Annotated in this window: 17 protein-coding genes; 4 read left to right on the top strand and 13 right to left on the bottom strand. The window is 71.0% G+C overall.

All coding sequences use genetic code 11. The features are described 5' to 3' along the window. Positions 1-9 precede the first annotated feature (9 nt). From rplS to ACZ4UV_RS46815, 6 genes are all read right to left on the bottom strand, one after another. A complete protein-coding gene (rplS, locus tag ACZ4UV_RS46840) occupies positions 10-360 on the bottom strand; it encodes a 50S ribosomal protein L19 (RefSeq protein ID WP_351485043.1) in 351 nt (116 codons plus the stop codon). 136 nt (positions 361-496) lie between these two features. Next, complete coding sequence (gene trmD / locus ACZ4UV_RS46835; protein WP_451020936.1) at positions 497-1,330, bottom strand: tRNA (guanosine(37)-N1)-methyltransferase TrmD; 834 nt, start codon at positions 1,328-1,330, stop codon at positions 497-499. Then, the gene (gene rimM, locus ACZ4UV_RS46830) at positions 1,327-1,872 is read right to left on the bottom strand and encodes a ribosome maturation factor RimM (protein WP_351485040.1); all 546 of its coding nucleotides are present in this window, start codon (positions 1,870-1,872) and stop codon (positions 1,327-1,329) included. The genes trmD and rimM overlap by 4 nt, the downstream gene beginning before the upstream one ends. 130 nt (positions 1,873-2,002) lie before the next feature. Then, the gene (locus ACZ4UV_RS46825; RefSeq protein ID WP_003973401.1) at positions 2,003-2,242 is read right to left on the bottom strand and encodes an RNA-binding protein; all 240 of its coding nucleotides are present in this window, start codon (positions 2,240-2,242) and stop codon (positions 2,003-2,005) included. Between the two features lie 5 nt (positions 2,243-2,247). Then, positions 2,248-2,667, bottom strand: coding sequence for a 30S ribosomal protein S16 (gene rpsP, locus ACZ4UV_RS46820; protein ID WP_093498844.1), 420 nt, complete (start codon positions 2,665-2,667; stop codon positions 2,248-2,250). A 373-nt stretch (positions 2,668-3,040) separates the two neighbouring features. After that, positions 3,041-3,637, bottom strand: coding sequence for a hypothetical protein (locus tag ACZ4UV_RS46815; protein WP_093498845.1), 597 nt, complete (start codon positions 3,635-3,637; stop codon positions 3,041-3,043). Between the two features lie 587 nt (positions 3,638-4,224). Between ACZ4UV_RS46815 and ACZ4UV_RS46810 the strand changes: the two genes are divergently transcribed. Continuing rightward, entirely contained in the window at positions 4,225-5,085 is an 861-nt protein-coding gene (locus tag ACZ4UV_RS46810; RefSeq protein ID WP_467847616.1) for an SAM-dependent methyltransferase, read from the top strand. Between the two features lie 148 nt (positions 5,086-5,233). Here the strand turns inward: ACZ4UV_RS46810 and ftsH are convergent, their stop codons facing one another. The 6 genes from ftsH to nsdA form a co-directional block, all read right to left on the bottom strand. Continuing rightward, positions 5,234-7,177 (bottom strand): ATP-dependent zinc metalloprotease FtsH, encoded by a 1,944-nt coding sequence (ftsH, locus tag ACZ4UV_RS46805; RefSeq protein WP_451020458.1) that lies wholly within the window; start codon positions 7,175-7,177, stop codon positions 5,234-5,236. Between the two features lie 49 nt (positions 7,178-7,226). Then, positions 7,227-8,774, bottom strand: a complete 1,548-nt coding sequence (gene ffh, locus ACZ4UV_RS46800) for a signal recognition particle protein (RefSeq protein ID WP_390040819.1) — start codon at positions 8,772-8,774, stop codon at positions 7,227-7,229. Between the two features lie 93 nt (positions 8,775-8,867). Further along, entirely contained in the window at positions 8,868-11,324 is a 2,457-nt protein-coding gene (locus tag ACZ4UV_RS46795; protein WP_390040817.1) for a [protein-PII] uridylyltransferase, read from the bottom strand. A gap of 35 nt (positions 11,325-11,359) precedes the next feature. Beyond that, the gene (locus tag ACZ4UV_RS46790) at positions 11,360-11,698 is read right to left on the bottom strand and encodes a P-II family nitrogen regulator (protein ID WP_093498850.1); all 339 of its coding nucleotides are present in this window, start codon (positions 11,696-11,698) and stop codon (positions 11,360-11,362) included. After that, entirely contained in the window at positions 11,695-13,035 is a 1,341-nt protein-coding gene (locus tag ACZ4UV_RS46785; RefSeq protein ID WP_451020457.1) for an ammonium transporter, read from the bottom strand. Before ACZ4UV_RS46785 ends, ACZ4UV_RS46790 begins: the two co-directional genes overlap by 4 nt. A 333-nt stretch (positions 13,036-13,368) precedes the next feature. Beyond that, entirely contained in the window at positions 13,369-14,853 is a 1,485-nt protein-coding gene (gene nsdA / locus ACZ4UV_RS46780; RefSeq protein ID WP_451020456.1) for a transcriptional repressor NsdA, read from the bottom strand. Positions 14,854-15,310: 457 nt separating this feature from the next. Here nsdA and ACZ4UV_RS46775 point away from each other — a divergent pair, with 457 nt between their 5' ends. Beyond that, complete coding sequence (locus tag ACZ4UV_RS46775) at positions 15,311-15,967, top strand: bifunctional DNA primase/polymerase (RefSeq protein ID WP_451020455.1); 657 nt, start codon at positions 15,311-15,313, stop codon at positions 15,965-15,967. A 101-nt stretch (positions 15,968-16,068) separates the two neighbouring features. Here the strand turns inward: ACZ4UV_RS46775 and ftsY are convergent, their stop codons facing one another. Further along, on the bottom strand, positions 16,069-17,271 hold the full coding sequence (ftsY, locus tag ACZ4UV_RS46770) for a signal recognition particle-docking protein FtsY (RefSeq protein WP_467847595.1): 1,203 nt from the start codon (positions 17,269-17,271) through the stop codon (positions 16,069-16,071). 128 nt (positions 17,272-17,399) lie between these two features. On the opposite strand from ftsY, the gene ACZ4UV_RS46765 reads away from it, so the two are divergent. Continuing rightward, entirely contained in the window at positions 17,400-18,872 is a 1,473-nt protein-coding gene (locus ACZ4UV_RS46765) for a cytosine permease (RefSeq protein ID WP_467847593.1), read from the top strand. Between the two features lie 61 nt (positions 18,873-18,933). Further along, positions 18,934-19,905, top strand: a complete 972-nt coding sequence (locus tag ACZ4UV_RS46760) for an LLM class flavin-dependent oxidoreductase (protein WP_451020453.1) — start codon at positions 18,934-18,936, stop codon at positions 19,903-19,905. Positions 19,906-20,108: the final 203 nt, after the last annotated feature.

Genomic DNA, 20,108 nt, shown 5'->3' with positions numbered 1-20,108 from the left:
CACGCGAGATCAGCTCTCGCGCTTCTCCTTGATCTTCGCGGCCTTACCACGCAGCTCGCGCAGGTAGTACAGCTTGGCGCGACGCACGTCACCGCGGGTGACGAGCTCGATCTTCTCGACGATCGGGGTGTGCACCGGGAAGGTGCGCTCGACGCCGACGGAGAAGGAGACCTTGCGGACCGTGAAGGTCTCGCGGACACCGCTGCCCTGGCGGCGGATCACAACGCCCTTGAACTGCTGCACACGGGAGCGGTTGCCCTCGATGACGCGGACGTGGACGTTGACGGTGTCACCCGGGCGGAAGGCCGGGACGTCGCTGCGCAGCGACGCGGAGTCGACGGTGTCGAGCAGGTGAGACATTTCGTCTGCTTTCCTCGCTGATGCCACAGGTCATCAACGGAAACTAGGTGTTCCATGGGGTCTGCCGTGCGGATCGGGGCGGGCGTCGTGTCCCCCTGTGGCAGGGGCGCACGCCGGACGGACGCACAACAGCTGGTTATTCTTCCACGCCCTGTGGCCTGCGCCAAAATCGGCCGTGGGGTGCGCCCTCCGGGTCCGGGGCCCAGCCCAGGATGGAGAGCATCTCCCGGTCCTTCTTGTCGAACGCCTTGGGGTCGCAGCGCTCGATCAGGTCGGGCCGGTGGGCGGTGGTCCGCTTCAGGGCCTCGTCGCGGCGCCAGCGGGCGATCTTGCCGTGGTGGCCGCTGAGCAGCACGTCGGGGATGTCCCGGCCGCGCCAGACGGGCGGCTTGGTGTAGACGGGGCCCTCCAGGAGGTTCGCCATGGCGCCCGGCGCGAAGGAGTCGTCCCGGTGCGACTCGGCGTTGCCGAGGACGCCGGGCAGCAGCCGCGCCACGGCCTCCGTGATGACGAGGACGGCCGCCTCGCCGCCGGCGAGGACGTAGTCGCCGATGGACACCTCGTAGACCGGCATCCGGGTGACGTACTCGTCCATGACCCGCCGGTCGATGCCCTCGTAGCGGGCCGGTGTGAAGATCAGCCAGGGGCGCTCGGAGAGGTCGACGGCGAGTTCCTGGGTGAAGGGTCGGCCGCTCGGGGTGGGGACGATCAGCGCGGGGTCGTGCGAGCCGGTCTCGTAGCCGTCGGCGAGGACGGTGTCGAGGGCGTCGCCCCAGGGCTCGGTCTTCATGACCATGCCGGGTCCGCCGCCGTAGGGCGTGTCGTCGACCGTGTTGTGCCGGTCGTACGTCCAGGAGCGCAGGTCGTGCACCTGGACGCCGAGCTGCCCGCGCGCGCGTGCCTTGCCGACCAGCGAGACGTTCAGGGGTTCGAGGTACTCGGGAAAGATCGTGACGACGTCGAGCCTCATGCTTCGTCGTCCCTGGACGAGTCGATCTCCGCCCGGTCGTCGATCAGGCCGGGCGGCGGCGCGATGACGGCCCGCTGCTCCTCCAGGTCGATCTCGGTGACGATCTCCTCCACGAACGGGATCATCACCTCGCTGCCGTCGGGCCGCTCCACGATGAACAGGTCCTGGGAGGGCAGGTGCGAGATCTCGGTGATCCGACCGACCTCGGTGCCGTCCTCGGTGACCACGTCCAGGTCGACGAGCTGGTGGTCGTAGTACTCGTCCTCGCCCTCGGGCAGTTCCTCCGGGTCGATCTCGGCGATCAGGAGGGTGTTGCGCAGGGCCTCGGCGCCGGTGCGGTCCCTGACGCCCTCGAAGCGCAGGAGCAGGCGGCCGCTGTGGACGCGGCCCGTCTCGATGGTGAGCGGTCCCACGCCGGCGGGATCGGTGGCGAGTACGGCGCCCGGCCCGAGCCGGAGCTCCGGTTCGTCGGTACGTACCTCGACGGTGACCTCGCCCTTGATGCCGTGGGCGCGGCCGATCCGTGCGACTACGAGCTGCACTGTGCCTGTTCTCCTGTCATCTCCTGCTCGACCTGCTCATGCCTGCTCATGCCTGCTCATGCCTGCTCATACGACTGCGGGCCGGGGACGGCCAGTGGCCCTCCCCGGCCCGAGCCGGTTGCGATAAGCGTCAGCGGACGTGGTCGACGTCGACCAGGTCGACGCGGACTCCGCGACCGCCGATGGCGCCCACGACGGTGCGCAGGGCACGCGCGGTGCGGCCGTTGCGGCCGATCACCTTGCCGAGGTCGTCGGGGTGCACCCGGACCTCCAGCACGCGCCCGCGGCGCAGGTTGCGCGAGGCGACCTGCACGTCGTCAGGGTTGTCGACGATGCCCTTCACGAGGTGCTCAAGCGCCTCTTCGAGCATGCTGCTCAGGCCTCGGTCGACTCGGACTCAGCCGCGGCCTCGTCCTTCTTCTCAGCCTTCTTCTTCTGGGTGATCGCCTCACCCTTGCCCTCGTCGTCACCGCCGAGCGCCTCGAACGACGGACGCGTGGCCTTCGGAGCGGCCACGAGCAGCGGCGCCGGGGCGGGCTCGCCCTTGAACTTCTGCCAGTCGCCGGTCTTCTTCAGGATGGCGAGGACGGGCTCGGTCGGCTGGGCGCCGACGCCGAGCCAGTACGCGACGCGGTCGGCGTCCACCTCGATGACCGACGGGTTGTAGGTCGGGTGGTACTTGCCGATCTCCTCGATCGCACGGCCGTCACGGCGGGTGCGGGAGTCGGCGACGACGATGCGGTAGTGAGGCGAACGGATCTTGCCCAGACGCTTCAGCTTGATCTTGACTGCCACGGGAGTGGGTTCTCCTGGATTTGACGTGGTTGGGCACGGCGAGACTGCCGCGTGGGGTTGCGGTACCCGAGTGCCCGATGGACGCGTCAGCCGGAGGAGAGAGGGGTCCTGTGCGGCTGTCGAGTACAGCTAGCCATTGTGCCATACCCTGCGGGTCGCTTTGGCCGACGGTCTGGTGGGCGACTCCTGGGCATGCCCGAGTCGCACCCGGCGTGGAGGTGAGGTCACGTCGGGTGCGATGACCGGCGCTGTGAAGTTGCCGTCCGCGCCCACCCGTGCCGCCCAGCGGCAACCGCCCGCGGGGAGACGGGGTGCCTGCGGTCCGTGGGCCGGTGGCGGAGCAATGGCTACGGCTGCCACGAGCAGCCGTCCCTCATGCCGCGCCAACGACCTCCGGAATGCGGAACGGTTTGCCGCAGCCGCCGCAGACGATCGGGGCCTGGGCCAGGACCGACGGCACCACCCGGACGTTGCGGCCGCAGTCGCACACCGCCTTGACCCGGACGCCGCCACCGGAGGAGCCGTGACGGGCGGCCGGGCCGCGGAAGGTACGGGAGGTGTCCGCGGACGTGGCCACCGTGTGCGCCTTGAGAGCGCGCTGCAGTCTCTCGATGGTCGGGCGGTAGCGTCGCTTCGCCTCGGGGTTGAGCGTGACCAGCGAGAAGCCGCTGCTGGGATGCGGCTCGTCGGGGTGGTCCAGGCCCAGTTCCTCGGCGATCGCGAGGAATCGGCGGTTGTGGTAGCGGCCGGCCCGGGAGGTGTCGCGGACCCCCCGGGAGGCGGCGATGCCGTGGACTGCCTCATGGAGCAGCCGTTCGAAGGAGAGCTCGTGACCGCACGCGGACGACGACTCCCCGATCAGGGACTCTGGCGCGGCAAGGTCAGGCAGCTCGGGGTGGTACCGCTGAATGTCGGCCCACGCCTCTGCCAGCTCTGCGGCGAGAACAGGTGGTGTCTGTGTCGTGCTCACGTAATGAGAACGAGCGGGAGGGCCCCTGTGTTCCTATTCCGGGGCATCCCAAATAATTTGCACGTACCCGTCAGTTGCCGCTGATGCGTGGAGACGAGCACGGGTGCGCTGATCTGCGGAGAAGCCTCACAGCTCGTACCAAGCCGGTGCGTAGTCTGACGTACGACCCGCCACGTATCCCTGGTCCGGACGCCTGGACGACGGAGGTCTGCGGATGCGCAAGAGGCGTTTCGGCCGCTCTCGTGGCCGGGGCCCCATCCCGGTCAGCGTGCGCGGCGGCCCCGGCGTTACTCGCGGCCCGTCGTCATCCGGCACCGGCCCGGCTCCGGCGACCGGAACACCGCACGGCCGCCGTGTCCGCGGACCATGGCCAGAACCGCCGTGTCGTGGGTCCGATGGTAGAGCCCCAAGTTGCCGGGATGTGAAATCTCGCCACAGTCACAGCGCACGTACAAGCGGGGACCCGCGACCTCTGGACGCCATCGCGAGCCCGGAGTTATGTGGCATAGGTGGGAAGTGCGGGCGCACGGCACGGGGGCCACGGAATCGGTCAGTGCGTAACTCTCGGCGGAATGGGGCGCTTACCTATGACACCTACGCTCGTGCGGCACCACCTGTCTCACGTGGACTCACCACCCCGTGTGAACCTGGGCGCACGCGCGCGTGACTGGTCCGAGATCCAGGAGCGGATGCTGGTGCCGCTCTACGAGACCGTCCACGAGCGACTCGAAGTGGGCCCGGCCACCCGGCTGCTCGGCCTGCACTGCGGTTCCGGTCTCGCCCTGCTGATGGCGGCGGTCAGAGGAGCCGCGGTCACCGGAGTCGACTCCTCCCCCGAACGGCTCGCCCTCGCCCGTGAGCGTCTGCTGCCCGACCCGGCCCCCGGTGCAGGCGCGCGTGGCCGTGCCGCCCGGATCGTCGAGGGCACTCCCCGGGACGCGGCGGACGCGCAGGCACCGGCATACAACCTGATCACCGCCTTCGATCCGATCGGCTGCCTGGCCGGCGACGCCGAGCGGCTCGGTGACCTGCTGGCCGAGGCGACCCCCCTGGCGGAGCACGGGGCGGCCGTGGTGCTGACCGGCTGGGGTCCACCGGAGCGCTGCGCGACCTCGTCGGTGCTGCGGGTGGCCGCGAAATTGGCCGATCCTTTGCGCAGTACGGGCAGTTGGCGCCCGGCTTGTCGTGACGATCTGGAGGAGGTCGCCCAGCGGGCAGGTCTGCGGATCGACGGGTCCGGGCGGGTCTCCTGCCCGTTCGGGTACGCCGACGCCGACAGCGCGGTGCGGGGGCTGCTGTCGACCGGGCTGTTCGATGCGGGGATTGTGGCGACCGACGAGGAGCAGGTCGGCAAGGAGCTGGCCGAGGCGCTTCATCCGCACCAGCGGGCGGACGGCACGGTGTGGATGCCGAATGTGTTCCGGTACTTGATCGCGCGCGTGCGTTGACGCTTCGCGGGTCCGCCGTCTTCGGGTGCGGCGCCGTGGGGGCTGGTCGCGCAGTTCCTCCCCCAGCCTTCGGCCGGGGGTACCCCCAGCGCCCCTTACGGGGCGCCCAGGCTCGGGGCGTTCAGATACAGAGGCGGATTCAAAGCGGTCAGGCCTCGTCCAGGTCCTTGGTCAGTCTCGTGATCCCCGCGATGCGGTACGCGTCCGCCTCCTCCAGGGTCTCGTTCTCCAGGAGGGCCTGGGCCAGGGCGTCCAGCTGGCCCCGGTGATCGACGAGTTTGCGGCGGGCCTCGTCGTAGCACTCGTCGACGATGCGGCGCATCTCGGTGTCGATCACGTCGAGGGTCTGGGGTGCGGCGGCGAGGCCGTAGGCCTGCTGGGCGTCGCTGGGAAGGGCGGAGAGGCGGCCGACCTCCTCGCTCATGCCCCACCGGGAGACCATCCCGCGCGCGATGCCGGTGACCTGCTCCAGGTCGCTCTCCGAGCCGGTGGTGATCACGCCGTAGACGACCTGCTCGGCCGCCATGCCCCCGAGGGCGCCGATGATACGGCCGCGCAGGTACTCCTCGGTGTACGCGTACTTGTCGGCGTCCGGTGTGGAGAGCGTGACGCCGAGGGCGCGGCCGCGCGGGACGATGGTGATCTTGCGGACCGGGTCGGCGCCGGGCTGGAGCATGCCGAGCAGGGCGTGCCCGCTCTCGTGGTAGGCGGTGCGCCTGCGCTCCTCCTCGGGCATGACCAGGGGTCGCTCGGCGCCCAGCTGGACCTTCTCCAGGGCCTCCGAGAGGTCGGACTGGGTGACCATGTCCTGTTTGCGCTTGACGGCGAGCAGGGCGGCCTCGTTGGCGAGGTTGGCCAGTTCGGCGCCGGTCATGCCCGGGGTCGTACGGGCCACCTGGGCGAGGTCGACGCCCTCGGCGAGCGGGATCTGGCGGGTGTGGATCCGGAGGATGGCCTCGCGGCCGGTGCGGTCCGGGGGCGACACCTGGACGACCCGGTCGAAGCGGCCGGGGCGAGTGAGCGCCGGGTCGAGGATGTCGGCACGGTTGGTGGCCGCGATGACGATGACGCCCTCCGAGCCGGAGAAGCCGTCCATCTCGGTGAGGATCTGGTTGAGGGTCTGCTCGCGCTCGTCGTGACCGCCCATGGAGGCGCCGCCGCCGCGCGCCCGGCCGATGGTGTCGATCTCGTCGATGAAGATGATGGACGGGGCGACCTTGCGGGCCTCGGCGAACAGTTCGCGTACGCGGGAGGCGCCGACGCCGACGATCATCTCGATGAACTCGGAGGCGGAGGCCGAGAAGAACGGCACCCCCGCCTCGCCGGCGACGGCCCGCGCGAGCAGCGTCTTGCCGGTGCCGGGCGGGCCGGCGAGGAGCACGCCCCTCGGCATCTTGGCGCCCATCCTGCGGTAGGCGTCGGGGTTCTTGAGGAAGTCGACGACGTCGTTGAGCTCGCCCTCGACCTCGTCGATGCCGGCCACGTCCTCGAAGGTGGTCCGCTGCTGTCCGGGCTCCAGTTCGACCGGCTTGGGCGGCGCCTTGCGACCCAGCATGCCGCCCGCACCGCCGAGGCCCGCGCTCATCCGGCGGGCGATGAAGACCCACACCGCGACGAGGATGATGATCGGCGCCAGTGAGATCAGCAGATTGGCGAGAAAGCTGCGGTGCTGGACGACCGGTTCGGCGGTGACCGTCACGTCGTGCTTGGTCAGGCTGGTCCAGAGGTCGTCGCCGGCGAAGGAGGGGCGCTCGGTGTTGAACTTGGTGTAGTTCCCGCTGCCCTCGGGGTTCTTCTGCTCCTTCTTGAGCTGGCCCTGGATCGAGTCGCCCTTGGCGTAGATCTTCTCGACGTTGCCGTCGTTCACCTGCTTGCTGAACTCGGTGTACGAGATCGTCGGCTCGTTCGCCTGGTCGAAGTACGACAGCACCAGGTTGGCCAGCAGGTACACGACCAGTGCGGTGACGATCAGCCGCCACCAGCCGCCGTGCATCCGCCGCCCGCCGTTCGGCGGCTTGGGCGGCTCCTCGGGAGCGCCCTCGGTACGCCAGGGCTGGTCGGGTGACTTGCGCGGCGGCGCGGGGTTGGTCATATGCGGACCGTACGGCACGGACCAACCCCTGGCACCCGCATAGGTGAACTCAGCCCATGAACTTCTTGAACTCGTCCGGCAGCTCGAAGTCCTGGGCGCCCTGCTGCGGGAGCCCGAAGGCGCCGCCCTGTGCGGCGGCCTCGCGGCGCTGGGCCTCCTCCAGCTCCTGCTGCTTGCGCTTCATCGGGTTGCCGGAGCGCTGCTTGCCCTTGGCCTGCTTCGGCTGCTTCTTCTGCCGGCCGGGGCCGCCGCCCATGCCCGGGATCCCCGGCATGCCCGGCATGCCGCCGCCCTGGGCCATGCGGGACATCATCTTGCGGGCCTCGAAGAACCGCTCGACCAGGTTCTTCACGGCGCTGACCTCGACACCGGAACCCTTGGCGATACGGGCGCGGCGCGAGCCGTTGATGATCGTCGGTTCCTGGCGCTCGGCAGGGGTCATCGACTTGATGATCGCGGCGGTGCGGTCGACGTCACGCTCGTCGAGGTTGTTGATCTGGTCCTTGATCTGGCCCATGCCCGGCAGCATCCCGAGGAGCTTCGAGATGGAGCCCATCTTCCTGACCTGTTCCATCTGGGCCAGGAAGTCGTCCAGGGTGAAGTCCTGGCCCTTCTTGGACGCCAGCTTGGAGGCCATCTTCTGGGCCTCTTCCTGGCTGAACGTCTTCTCCGCCTGCTCGATCAGGGTGAGCAGGTCACCCATGTCGAGAATGCGGGAGGCCATCCGGTCCGGGTGGAAGGCGTCGAAGTCGTCGAGCTTCTCGCCGTTCGACGCGAACATGATCGGCTTGCCGGTGACCTGGCGGATGGAGAGCGCGGCACCACCGCGGGCGTCACCGTCGAGCTTCGAGAGCACGACGCCGTCGAAGCCGACGCCGTCGCGGAAGGCCTCGGCGGTGGTGACGGCGTCCTGGCCGATCATGGCGTCGACGACGAAGAGGATCTCGTCGGGCGTGACGGCGTCCCGGATGTCGGCCGCCTGCTGCATCAGCTCCTGGTCGATGCCGAGCCGGCCGGCGGTGTCCACGATCACGATGTCGTGGACCTTGGACTTCGCGAAGTCGATGGAGTCCTTGGCGACCTTGACCGGGTCGCCGACGCCGTTGCCCGGCTCGGGCGCGTAGACGGCGACACCGGCGCGCTCGGCGACCACGCTCAGCTGGTTGACGGCGTTGGGGCGCTGGAGGTCGGCGGCGACGAGCAGCGGGGAGTGGCCCTGCTCCTTGAGCCAGCGGCCGAGCTTGCCCGCGAGGGTGGTCTTACCGGCACCCTGGAGACCGGCCAGCATGATCACGGTGGGCGGCTGCTTGGCGAACCGCAGCCGGCGCGTCTCGCCGCCGAGGATCGTGACCAGCTCGTCGTTGACGATCTTCAGGACCTGCTGGGCCGGGTTGAGCGCCTTGGAGACCTCGGCGCCGAGCGAGCGCTCCTTGACGTTCTTGATGAACGTGCGGACGACCGGGAGGGCCACGTCGGCTTCGAGGAGCGCGATGCGGATCTCCCGGGCCGTGGCGTCGATGTCCGCTTCGCTCAGACGCCCTTTGCCGCGCAGATTCTTGAAGGTCGCTGAAAGGCGATCGGAGAGAGTGTCGAACACGGCGGCGTCGGTCCTCGGAGTCGGGGGCGGTGAGCGTCTTCCAGGGTATCCGGCCGCGCAAGGAAGTGGTCCCCGCCGTGCACGACCGTGCGATCAGCCCCTCAGTGTCTCCTCCAGCTTGCGCGCCACGGAGGCCGCCTCCTCCGCGGGCAGCGGCGCGTGGTCGGTGCCGGTCACGTAGAAGGCGTCGACGGCGTTGGAGCCGAGCGTGCTCACGTGCGCGCTGCGCACCCGCACCTCGGCGTCCTCCAGCGCCCGTCCGATCCGGAACAGCAGACCCGGTGCGTCCTGGGCCCGTACCTCGAACACCGTGGCGTGCCGGGAGGCCGCGGAGGCCACCGACACGCGCGGCGGCGGGGCCACCCAGCCCCGGCGCCTCGGGTAGGCGGCGTCCCGCTCCGCGAGGCGGCCCGCGATGTCCAGGGTGCCGTCCAGCGCCCGTACGAGATCGGCCCGCAGGCGGGCGGCCTGCGGCAGGGAGCCGTACTCGGCCGCGACCCGCCAGTCAAGCAGCAGGACCGTGCCGTCGTCGACGTCGTCCGGGAGCCGGAGAGAGCGCAGCTCGGCGGTGCGGACCGTCAGGCGGTGCACGGCCAGTACGCCGGCGACGGCCGGGAGCACGCCCGGCTGGTCCGGTACGGCGATGAGCAGCTCGACGCCTAGCGGTTCGGGGTCGCCCGTGGGCTCCTCGTCGGCGGCCGGCGGCTCGGTCTGGGCGCGCAGGGCCAGGACCGGGGCGCCGGTGCGGTAGGCCTCGATGGCCAGCCGCTCCTGCTCGGCCGTGGGCGCGCCCGGCTCTGGCTCGTCGACCGTGTCCCCGGCGAGGACCGCCGAGACCCGCTTCACCAGGTCGGCGACGAGGGAGCCGCGCCAGGAGGACCAGGCCGCCGGGCCGGTGGCCAGCGCGTCGGCCTCGGTGAGGGCGTGCAGCAGCTCCAGGGTGCCCTGGGTGCCGACGGCGTCGGCGACCAGGCGGACCGTGGCCGGGTCGTCCAGGTCGCGCCGGGTGGCGGTCTCGATCAGCAGCAGGTGGTGTCGTACCAGCGTCGACAGGACCGCCACGTCGGCGCGGTCGAAGCCGATCCTGGCCGCCACGTCCTTGACGATGATCTCGCCGGCCACGGAGTGGTCGCCGGGCCAGCCCTTGCCGATGTCGTGCAGCAGGGCGGCGACCAGGAGCAGGTCGGGGCGGTGGACGCGGCGGGTGAACTCGGAGGCGCGGACGGCGGTCTCGATGAGGTGCCGGTCGACGGTCCAGATGTGCACGGCGTTGCGCTGCGGCCGGCAGCGGACCCGCTCCCAGTCGGGCAGGAGGCGGGTGATCAGGCGCTCGGCCTCCAGCGCCTCCCAGACCTCGACGGTGGGTCGGCCGGAGCCGAGCAGGGTGACCAGCTGCTCGCGGGCCTCGGCGGGCCAGGGCGTGGGCAGGGGGCGTGCGGTGGCGGCCAGGTGCCGTACGGCGTGCAGGGAGAGCGGGAGGCCGGCCTGGGCGGCGGCGGCCGCGGCGCGCAGCGGGAGCACGGGGTCGCGTTCGGGGCGTGCGGCGCGGGCGAGCACCACCTCGCCGTCCTGCTCCACCACGCCTTCGGCGAGCGGGGAGCGCTCGGTGACCGGCTTGCCGCCGCCCAGCATGGCGCGCAGGCGCGGGCGGACGGCACGCGAGCGCAGCACGCGCCCCACCTCGCGCCAGGTGACGTCACTGGCGTACGAGATGACGCGCGCGGACTCGTAGACCTGGCGCAGCAGGGTGTCGGCGTCCAGGAGGTCCAGTTCGGCGGCGACCTGGTCCTGCTCCTGGAGGGCGAGGCGGTCGGTGGCGCGCCCGGTGGCGAGGTGCAGGGCGTCACGGACGTCGAGGAGCCGTCGGCGGGCGTCGGCTAGGCCCTCGCGCGGGGCATCGGCCAGCCAGGAGGCGGCGACGGCGCGCAGCGTGGTGGCGTCGCGGAGGCCGCCGCGGGCCTCCTTCAGGTCGGGTTCCAGGAGGTACTGCAGCTCGCCCTGGCGTTCGCCGCGCTCGGCGCAGAGTTCCTGGAGTTCGGGGAGGCGTTTGGGCGCCTGGTTGCGCCAGTCGGCGAGGATCGCGGTGCGCAGTCCGGTGGTCAGGCCCAGGTCGCCGGCGATGTGGCGGGCGTCGAGGAGGCCGAGCTGGACCTTGAGGTCCTCACCGGCGGTCTTGCGGGCCTCGGCCGGGGTGCGCACAGAGTGGTCCAGGGCCAGGCCCAGGTCCCAGACGGGGTACCAGAGCCGGTCGGCGACGGCGGCCACCGCACCGGAGTCGGCGCCGTCGTGCAGCAGCAGGAGGTCCAGGTCGCTGCGTGGGGAGAGCTCGCTGCGGCCGTAACCGCCGACGGCGACCAGGGAGACACCGCCCCGGATGCCCTCGGTGGCCGCTGCGAACAGCCCGGTCAGCCATTCGTCGGTCAGCTCGGCGAGGGCCGTACGGCGCGGCGGCCCGGACCGCGCCCCCTCGGTGAGGAGGCGCAGCCGGGCCGCCGCGTAGCCGCTGGGTCCCGCGTTCTCTGCGTCGTTCCGAACTTCCGTACCCGTCACCCAGCGACTCCTGCCTGTATTCAGATGGTTCTGTTCTACAGTGCGTCCGGTCCGCGCTCGCCGGTGCGGACCCGTACGGCGGTCTCGACCGGGAGCGACCAGACCTTGCCGTCACCGATCTTGCCGGTGCGGGCGGCCTTGACGATGACGTCGATCAGCTGCTCGGCGTCCTCGTCCTCGGCCAGCACCTCGATGCGGATCTTGGGCACCAGGTCGACCGTGTACTCGGCACCGCGGTAGACCTCGGTGTGGCCGCGCTGCCGACCGTAGCCGCTGGCCTCCGTGACCGTGAGGCCGTGGACGCCGAAGGCCTGCAGGGCCTCCTTGATCTCGTCGAGCCGGTGGGGCTTCACGACGGCGGTGATGAGCTTCATGCGTCCACCTTCTTGCTCGTGCCGGCCAGGGCCGCGGCGGAGACCGCGCCGATGACACCGCCGCCCGTACCGCTGAAGTCGTATGCAGTCTCGGCGTGCTCGGCCTGGTCGATGCCGGACACCTCCTCGTCCTCGCTGACCCGCATGCCGAGGGTCTTGTCGAGGAGGAAGGCGAGGACCGCGGAGGCGACCAGGGAGTAGCCGAGGACCGCGCCGACACCGGCGAACTGCTTCCACAGCTGGGTGAAGGAGTGGTCGCCGTAGAAGACGCCGGTCGCGGTGGACTGGCCCTTGCCGGTGGCGAAGAAGCCGATGAGCAGGGAGCCGATGATGCCGCCGACCATGTGGACGCCGACGACGTCCAGGGAGTCGTCGTAGCCGAACTTGAACTTCAGGCCGACGGCCGCGGCGCAGGCGACACCGGCGATGGCGCCGACGGCGATCGCGCCGAGCGGGGAGACCGCACCACCGGACGGGGTGATGGCGACCAGACCGGCGACCGCGCCGGAGGCGGCGCCCAGGGTGGTGAACGCGCCGTGCCGGATCTTCTCGTAGGCGAGCCAGGCGAGCATGGCGGCGGCGGTGGCGACCTGCGTGTTGACGAACATCAGCGCGCCGACGCCGTCGTCGTTGCCGAGCCAGGAGCCGGCGTTGAAGCCGAACCAGCCGAACCACAGCAGACCGGCGCCGAGCATGACCAGCGGGAGGCTGTGCGGGCGCATCGGGTCCTTCTTGAAGCCGACGCGCTTGCCGATGACCAGGATGACGCCGAGGGCGCCGGCACCGGCGTTGATGTGGACCGCGGTACCACCGGCGAAGTCGATCACGCCGAGCTTGTAGGCCCAGCCGTCGGCGCCCCAGACCCAGTGGGCGACCGGGACGTAGACGATCGTCAGCCACAGGGCGACGAAGAGCGCCCAGGCCGAGAACTTGACGCGGTCGGCGATGGCACCGCTTATCAGGGCCGGGGTGATGACCGCGAACATCATCTGGAAGACCATGAAGACGAAGATCGGGATCGTGTAGCCGTCCCAGAGCTCCGTCAGGCCGACGTTGCTCATGCCCAGCCAGTCGGAGTTGAAGCCGATGAAGCCGTTGCTGGAGCCGAAGGCCAGGGAGAAGCCGTAGAGCACCCACAGGATGGTGACGATCCCGATGCTGACGAAACTCATCATCAGCATGTTCAGGGTGCTCTTGACGCGGACCATGCCGCCGTAGAAGAAGGCGAGGCCCGGCGTCATGAGCAGCACCAGGGCGGAGCAGATGAGCATGAAGCCCGTGTTCGCGGAGGACAGCTTGGGTGCCTCCGCGGCAAGCGTGATGGCGGCTGATGCCATCGGCGTCTCCTCGTCGGTTGTACGGCCCCGTGCGGGTCGGAGCGTGAGCGGTCCGGTCAAGCGGGGGGTGGGCCGGTTATGCGCCATGAGATTGGCGCAGCGCGGTTTCGGTCGTTGCCCCTCGTTGTTTCGCCGGAGTGACGAAGGCGCCTGGCGTGTTACGGGTAGATGAATTGCGAGATGTCCGGCTGCGCGATCGTTATCGTGGCGCAACCTTCTCTCGGAGGATAAAGAAGCCGGCCGCGGTCGGCCTTCCGATGACCTGGCGTGGGGGAGCCGAGTCGGACAGTTCGGGAGGGCCGGCCGCGGCCGGGGTCTGGGAAGTGCCGGGGTTCAGACCGCCTCGGCGGTCTCCGGGAGGTCGACGGCGAGCTGTTCGGTGAGGTCGACGACGGCCGCGAGGTCGCCGTGGTCACGGACGGCCGAGTCGACCGTCTTTCGAATACGAGTGTTCACCCGCTCGGAGCGCACCTTCTTGGCGATGCCCATCGCCTCGGAGGCCAGAACCGTGCTCTGCTCGGGCTCGCCGCGCAGCAGGTGCACGGTGGCCATCCCGATGAGGTTGAGCGCGTACGACCGCTGGTGCTCGGAGTCCTTCGCGAACAGCTCCACGGCCTTCTGCATCAGCGGCTCGGCCAGCGAGGCGTAGGTGGGGCTGCGCCCGGCGACATAGGCGAGGTCGCGGAAGGAGTGGCTGTTCTCGCCGTAGAGCTCGGCCTCGGAGAAGAAGCGGATCCAGTCGGGGTCAGGCTCGTCCCACTCGTCGGCCTCGGCGAAGGTGTCCTCGGCCATCCGGACGGCCCGCTTGCACTTGCCGGGCTGGCCCATGTTGGCGTAGGCGCGGGCCTCCATCGCATACAGCATCGACTGGGTGCGCGGGCTCGCGCAGTCCCGGCTCCCGTACTGGGCGAGGTGGATCAGCTCCAGGGCGTCGTCGGGCCGGCCGAGGTGGATCATCTGGCGGCTCATGCTGGAGAGGATGTACGAGCCGAGCGGCTTGTCGCCGGCCTCCTTGGCCGCGTGCAGGGCGAGCACGAAGTACTTCTGGGCGGTGGGCTGGAGGCCGACGTCGTACGACATCCAGCCGGCGAGCTCGGCGAGTTCGGCGGCGACCTTGAAGAGCTTGCGGGCGGTGGCCTCGGGCTGGGGTTCCTGGAGCAGGTCGGTGACCTCGTGCAGCTGGCCGACGACCGCCTTGCGGCGCAGACCGCCGCCGCACTGGGCGTCCCACTGGCGGAACATCTCCGTGGTGGACTCCAGGAGGGCCAGCTCGGGCTTGGAGATGCGGCCGGGGCGGCGGGGGTCGGCGGACGGCTCGGGGCCCTGCTGCGGACCGCCCGGCGAGGGGACCAGCCAGCGCTGCATGGGCTCGATGAGGGACGGGCCCGCCGACAGCACCAGCGAGGTTCCGAGGAAGCCGCGCCGCGCCAGCATCAGGTCGCTGCGCGAGAACTCGCTGAGCAGGGCCACCGTCTGCGGGCCCGTCCAGGGGAGGTCGACGCCGGTCGCGGAGGGTGACTGGCGGGCGGCCCGCAGCCCGAGGTCCTCGACCGAGACGACACAGCCGAACCGCTCGGAGAACAGCTCGGAGAGGATCCGGGGGATCGGCTCGCGCGGGTTCTCCCCGTCGAGCCAGCGACGCACCCTGGACGTGTCCGTGGAGATGTGGTTGGCGCCCAACTGGCGTGCTCTGCGGTTCACTTGCCGCGCCAGCTCGCCCTTCGACCAGCCGCTGCGCACGAACCACGAGTTGAGCAGCTCGTTGGGGCGCTTGTCGGTACTGGTCGCGGTCGCCCCGCTTCCGCCGTTGCCGCCCACTGGAACGCCCCCATCCCTGAGACCACTTGATGCCGGATGCGCCAAGCCCTATCAGAATGCCGGTAAATACGGCCGCCCGTCCGGTAGTTCTCACCCTTCGAACGGGATGCCGAGTTGCCTCCGGCATACCCACGAGTGCAAGTGCCCCCAGGCCTCGTGCACTCAAAGTAATCCTACGATCACTGCTCCAGCCACGGCGATCCCGGAAACGCCACCATTCGCCACCCCTTCGAATGAACTCACGATGCCCTTGGCGCGATTCACTTGACATAGGACGGCCGGGAGTAGGCGGAGCGGTGCACTCAGGGGCGCACATCCCCAGGTGCACCACCCGGGGAGCTTCAGAGCGCTGCCGTGACCTCGCGGGCCGGAGGGAAGGCGGAGCCGTAGCGTCACGTTCCGTTTCCGTCTCGTTCCGTGTCGTAACCACCGGCGCGCCGGACCCGTTGGAGGGGGCATGGGCTTCACGATCGGCGGCATTCGCGAGATCCGCTCCGGTACGCGCCGGCGCGGTCGTTCATCGGACTGCACCGCCGTCGCCGAGTTCACCGGACTGTGGGGCTGGGACGTGGTGCCCGGCGCCCGGGCCGCGGCCGGCGCGTGCTCCTGCGGGCACTCCGGCTGCCCCGCACCGGGAGCGCATCCGCTGGACTTCGCGCCCCAGGTGTCCGCGGGCGCCACCCTCGACGAGGTCACCAAGGCCTGGGGCGAGTTCCCGGGCGCGGCGGTGATGCTGCCGGTCGGCCGCGCGTTCGACGTGATCGAGGTCGCCGGACCCGCCGGGCGCCGTGCCCTGGTCCGCCTGGAGCGGATGGGCCTCCCGCTCGGCCCGGTCACCGCCACCCCGGACGGCCGCGCCCACTTCCTCGTCGCCCCCGGCGCCGCCGCCGAACTCCCGGAGCTGCTCTACCGCATGGGCTGGGACGACCCGACCTCCCTGGACCTGCGCGGCCTCGGCACGGGTACGTACATCACCGCTCCGCCGTCCGACCGGGGCGGCCTGGGTCCGGTGCGCTGGCTGCGCCCGCCGGCCCTGGACTCGGCGACGAGGCCCCCGGCGGCGAGGCTGCTGCTGGGGACGCTGGCCTACGTGGCGCACCGGTCGCGGGCGTAGCCGCAGGGGTCCCGTGCGGCCGATACGCCGAAGCGCCCGTCCCCGACTGCGTCCTGGGGATCGGGCGCTTCTCACGGAGGCGGCCGGCGGATCGACGACCGTCAGTCACCGATAAGGGCATCCACGAACGCTTCCGGCTCGAACGGTGCCAGGTCGTCCGCGCCCTCGCCCAGGCCGATGAGCTTGACGGGGACGCCCAGTTCGCGCTGGACCGCGATCACGATGCCGCCCTTGGCGGTGCCGTCCAGCTTGGTGAGGACGATGCCGGTGATGTCGACGACCTCGGCGAAGACCCGGGCCTGGACGAGACCGTTCTGCCCGGTGGTGGCGTCGAGGACGAGCAGCACCTCGTCCAGCGGGGCGTGCTTCTCGACGACGCGCTTGACCTTGCCGAGCTCGTCCATGAGGCCGGTCTTGGTGTGCAGCCGCCCGGCGGTGTCGATGAGCACCACGTCGACGCCCATCTCCTTGCCCTCCTTCACCGCGTCGAAGGCGACGGAGGCGGGGTCACCGGCCTCCGGGCCGCGCACGGTGTGGGCGCCCACCCGCTCGCCCCAGGTCTGGAGCTGGTCGGCGGCGGCGGCCCGGAAGGTGTCGGCGGCGCCGAGCACGACCGTACGGCCGTCGGCGACGAGGACGCGCGCGAGCTTGCCGGTGGTGGTGGTCTTGCCGGTGCCGTTGACGCCGACGACCATCACGATGCCCGGCTTGCGGTCCGCGGGCTCGGTCTTCACCTCTCGGTCGACGTCGGTGCCGACCAGCGTGAGCAGCTCCTCGCGGAGCAGGCCGCGCAGCTCGTCGGGGGTGCGGGTGCCGAGCACCCGGACGCGCTCGCGCAGCCGGTCGACCAGCTCGGTGGTGGGCTGCACGCCGACGTCGGCGGTGAGCAGGGTGTCCTCGATCTCCTCCCAGGTCTCGTCGTCGAGGTGCTCGCGCGAGAGCAGCGTGAGCAGCCCCTTGCCGAGGGCGGTCTGCGACCGGGAGAGCCGGGCGCGCAGCCGGACCAGCCGGCCGGCGGTGGGCTCGGGGATCTCGATCTCGGGCGCTTCGACCGCGGGAGGCTCCTCGACGGCGACCGGAGCCGAACCGTCGGGAAGGTCGACCTCCTCTATCGTCCGGCGCGGTTCGTCGCGCGGCGTCTCGGCCTCGTCGCCGACATGCGGCTCGACCGGGGGTGCGGTGATGTCGGGCGCGGCGGGGGGCGGCGGGGGCAGCGGCTTCTTGCGCCGGCTGCCGATCACGAGCCCGCCGAGCGCGCCGAGCACGACTACGGCGATGACTACAGCAAGGATGACGGTTTCCATAACCCGACCAGTATCCATCCCTCGCCCGCGGCCGACTTTGCTCCCTCGCGCGGGAGTTTCTGGATGATCCTCCGAATCCGGATGTCCCCTTTGAGGGTATTAGTCGGGCTAACGTACGATGACTGCCTATGGGCACCACCGCCGACCACGATGGCGCGCTCGAACATCTCGAAGAGTCGCTGGAGCACCACGGCCTCGAAACCCGGGGCATCGAACCGGTCCCGGACTCCGAGCGCACCGGCACACCCCGCGGGCTGCTCCCCACCTGGATCGCCGCGAACATCACCGTCCTGCTGGTGACCGTGGGCGCCGGCCTCGCGGTGTCGTTCGGGCTGAACTTCTGGCAGTCCCTGGTGGTCGGCATCGCGGCGCCGATCGTGTCGTACGGCCTGGTCGGGCTGATCGGCATCGCGGGCAAGCGCGGCGGCGCACCGGGCATGGCCCTCTCCCGGGCGGTCTTCGGCCAGCGCGGCAACCTGCTCCCCGGCGCGCTGATCTGGGTGGCGCGCTGGGGCTGGGAGACGATCAACGCGGTGACCGGCGCCTACGCGTTGCTGACCGTCCTCGACATCCTGTTCGGGATCGGGAGCAACACCGCCCTGATCATCGCCACCCTCCTGCTCTTCGTGATCACCACGTTCGCGATCTCGGGCATGGGCATCAGGGCGGTGCGGTCCTGCAACCGGTGGGCGACCTGGCTGTTCGGCGCCTTCTCGCTGCTGGTCGTCGGCCGCCTGGTCGCGGCGGCGGACTGGGCCAGGGTGTTCGGGCAGCCCGCCGGCTCCGCGGCCGCGATGGTCACCGGGGCCGGGCTGATCGCGGCGGGCGGGATGAGCTGGGCACCGGCCGCGCCGGACTTCACACGGTACCTGCCGGGTACGGCGTCCTCGGCGGCGATCGTCGGCAGCACGGTCGGCGGTGCCGGGATCGTCGTACTCCCCCTGGTCCTGATGGGCGCGGTGACGGCGTCCGCCACCCCGGGGCTCGCCAGGGCGGCCGACCCGGTCTCCTTCCTCGGCGACATCCTGCCCCTCTGGCTGGCGGTCCCCTATCTCCTCGTCGCGCTGGTCGGGATGCTGCTGATCAACGCGATGTCGATGTACTCGGCGGGCTTCACCGCGCAGACGCTCGGCTTCCGGATCCCCCGGCACTGGGCGGTCTCCGTCAACGCGGTCATCTCGCTGGCCCTCGGGGCGGTGCTGATGCTGGCGGCGACCTCGTTCATGGCCTCCTTCATCGCCTTCCTGTCGCTGCTGGCGGTGGCGTTCTCGGCGTGGGTGGGCGTCTTCGGGACCGACATGTTCCGGCGGCGCGCGTACGACGCCACGGCCCTCCTCGACACCACGCGCACCAGCGCCTACTGGTACCGGGCGGGCTTCTCCCCCGCCGCCGTCGCGGCCTGGGCGCTCGGCCTGGCGGCCGGCCTGGTCTTCACCACGTGCGACTGGTTCACCGGCCCGCTCGCCACGAACAACCCCGTCGGCCGCTACGGCCTCGGCTGGATCGCGACGATCGCCGTCTCGGGCCTGCTGTACGCGGTGCTGCCGAAGCCTGCGGTGGTGCCGGCGACGGCTGGGAAGCCCGCACCCCTGGCCGTCTGACGCACCGTCAGCTAATGTCCCCGCACACCCGCCCGGCCAGCCAAGGTGAAGGGGAACTCCCATGCCCGTCTCGGTCGTCCGCTTCAACCTCGTCGAGCCCGGCGCCTCCCCGGCCGCGCTGGGCGCCCGGTACCGAGCGGCCCTCGACATGGCCGCGTACGCCGACGAGCACGGGGTCACCACCGTGCAGACCGAGGAGCACCACGGCGTCGACAACAACTGGCTGCCGTCGCCGTTCGCCTTCGCGGGCGCGGTGTTCGGGGCGACCCGGACCATCGCGGTGACCGTGTCGGCGGTGATCGGCCCGCTGCACGACCCGCTGCGGCTGGCGGAGGACATCGCGGTCCTCGACCTGCTCAGCGGGGGCCGGCTGGTGACGGTGGCCGGGATCGGCTACCGGCCCGAGGAGTACGCCCTGTTCGACGTGGACTGGAAGCGGCGGGGCCGACTGCAGGACGAGCTGCTGGAGACACTGCTGAGGGCGTGGACCGGGGAGGAGTTCGAGTACCGGGGCCGTACGGTACGGGTCACCCCCCGCCCGCTCACCGACCCCCACCCCCTGCTCCTGGTCGGCGGCTCCTCCAAGGCCGCCGCCCGCCGGGCCGCCCGCCTCGGCCTGCCGTTCTTCCCCAGCGCGCATCTGCCGGAGCTGGAGGCCTACTACAAGGAGCGGCTCACCGAGTACGGCACGGAGGGCTGGACGATGATGCCCACGGCCGAGACGCCGCTGCTGCACATCGCCGAGGACCCGGACCGGGCGTGGGCGGAGTACGGCGGACACTTCCTGCACGAGGCCCGGACGTACGCGTCCTGGCAGTCCGGCGACATCCACTCCGCGGTACGGTCCGCGGCGACCACGGTCGCCGAACTGCGCGAGGAGGGCGTCTACCGCATCCTCACCCCGGACGAGTGCGTGGCGGCGGGACTGGACAACCTGGTCCTGCACCCGCTGGCGGGCGGGATGCCGGTGGATGAGGGGTGGCGGAGCCTGCGGTTGTTCGCGGAGTCCGTGCTTCCGGCGCTGCCGGCGTAGCGGGGGCGAGGCGTGTCCGCGGGTGGCTGCGGGAGGCTGCGGCACCGCCGGACCGCGCCGTCGTGGCTGATCGCCGTCGCGGCGGAAACAACTGGTGCGGCGGATTTCAGGACCAGGAGCTCTGCAGCCGATCGAGAAGCCGGGTTCTACGGCGGTGGGGGCGGACCGAGGGACGGCGGAAGCGGTGCGGCCGCATGCGAACC

The sequence above is a fragment of the Streptomyces sp. NPDC028289 genome (assembly GCF_055565975.1).
Note: the sequence above shows the minus strand (reverse complement) of the source record. Positions and strands in the feature narration are given on the sequence as shown.

Excerpts from the sequence above, each read along its gene's own strand:
- ACZ4UV_RS46765 (WP_467847593.1), top strand. The coding sequence starts at position 17,400 with ATGGGCACCACCGCCGACCACGATGGCGCGCTCGAACATCTCGAAGAG.
- ACZ4UV_RS46790 (WP_093498850.1), bottom strand. The coding sequence starts at position 11,698 with ATGAAGCTCATCACCGCCGTCGTGAAGCCCCACCGGCTCGACGAGATC.
- ftsH (WP_451020458.1), bottom strand. The coding sequence starts at position 7,177 with ATGACCAACCCCGCGCCGCCGCGCAAGTCACCCGACCAGCCCTGGCGT.
- ACZ4UV_RS46760 (WP_451020453.1), top strand. The coding sequence starts at position 18,934 with ATGCCCGTCTCGGTCGTCCGCTTCAACCTCGTCGAGCCCGGCGCCTCC.
- trmD (WP_451020936.1), bottom strand. The coding sequence starts at position 1,330 with ATGAGGCTCGACGTCGTCACGATCTTTCCCGAGTACCTCGAACCCCTG.
- ACZ4UV_RS46775 (WP_451020455.1), top strand. The coding sequence starts at position 15,311 with ATGGGCTTCACGATCGGCGGCATTCGCGAGATCCGCTCCGGTACGCGC.
- ftsY (WP_467847595.1), bottom strand. The coding sequence starts at position 17,271 with ATGGAAACCGTCATCCTTGCTGTAGTCATCGCCGTAGTCGTGCTCGGC.
- ACZ4UV_RS46825 (WP_003973401.1), bottom strand. The coding sequence starts at position 2,242 with ATGCTCGAAGAGGCGCTTGAGCACCTCGTGAAGGGCATCGTCGACAAC.
- ACZ4UV_RS46785 (WP_451020457.1), bottom strand. The coding sequence starts at position 13,035 with ATGGCATCAGCCGCCATCACGCTTGCCGCGGAGGCACCCAAGCTGTCC.
- ACZ4UV_RS46810 (WP_467847616.1), top strand. The coding sequence starts at position 4,225 with ATGACACCTACGCTCGTGCGGCACCACCTGTCTCACGTGGACTCACCA.
- rplS (WP_351485043.1), bottom strand. The coding sequence starts at position 360 with ATGTCTCACCTGCTCGACACCGTCGACTCCGCGTCGCTGCGCAGCGAC.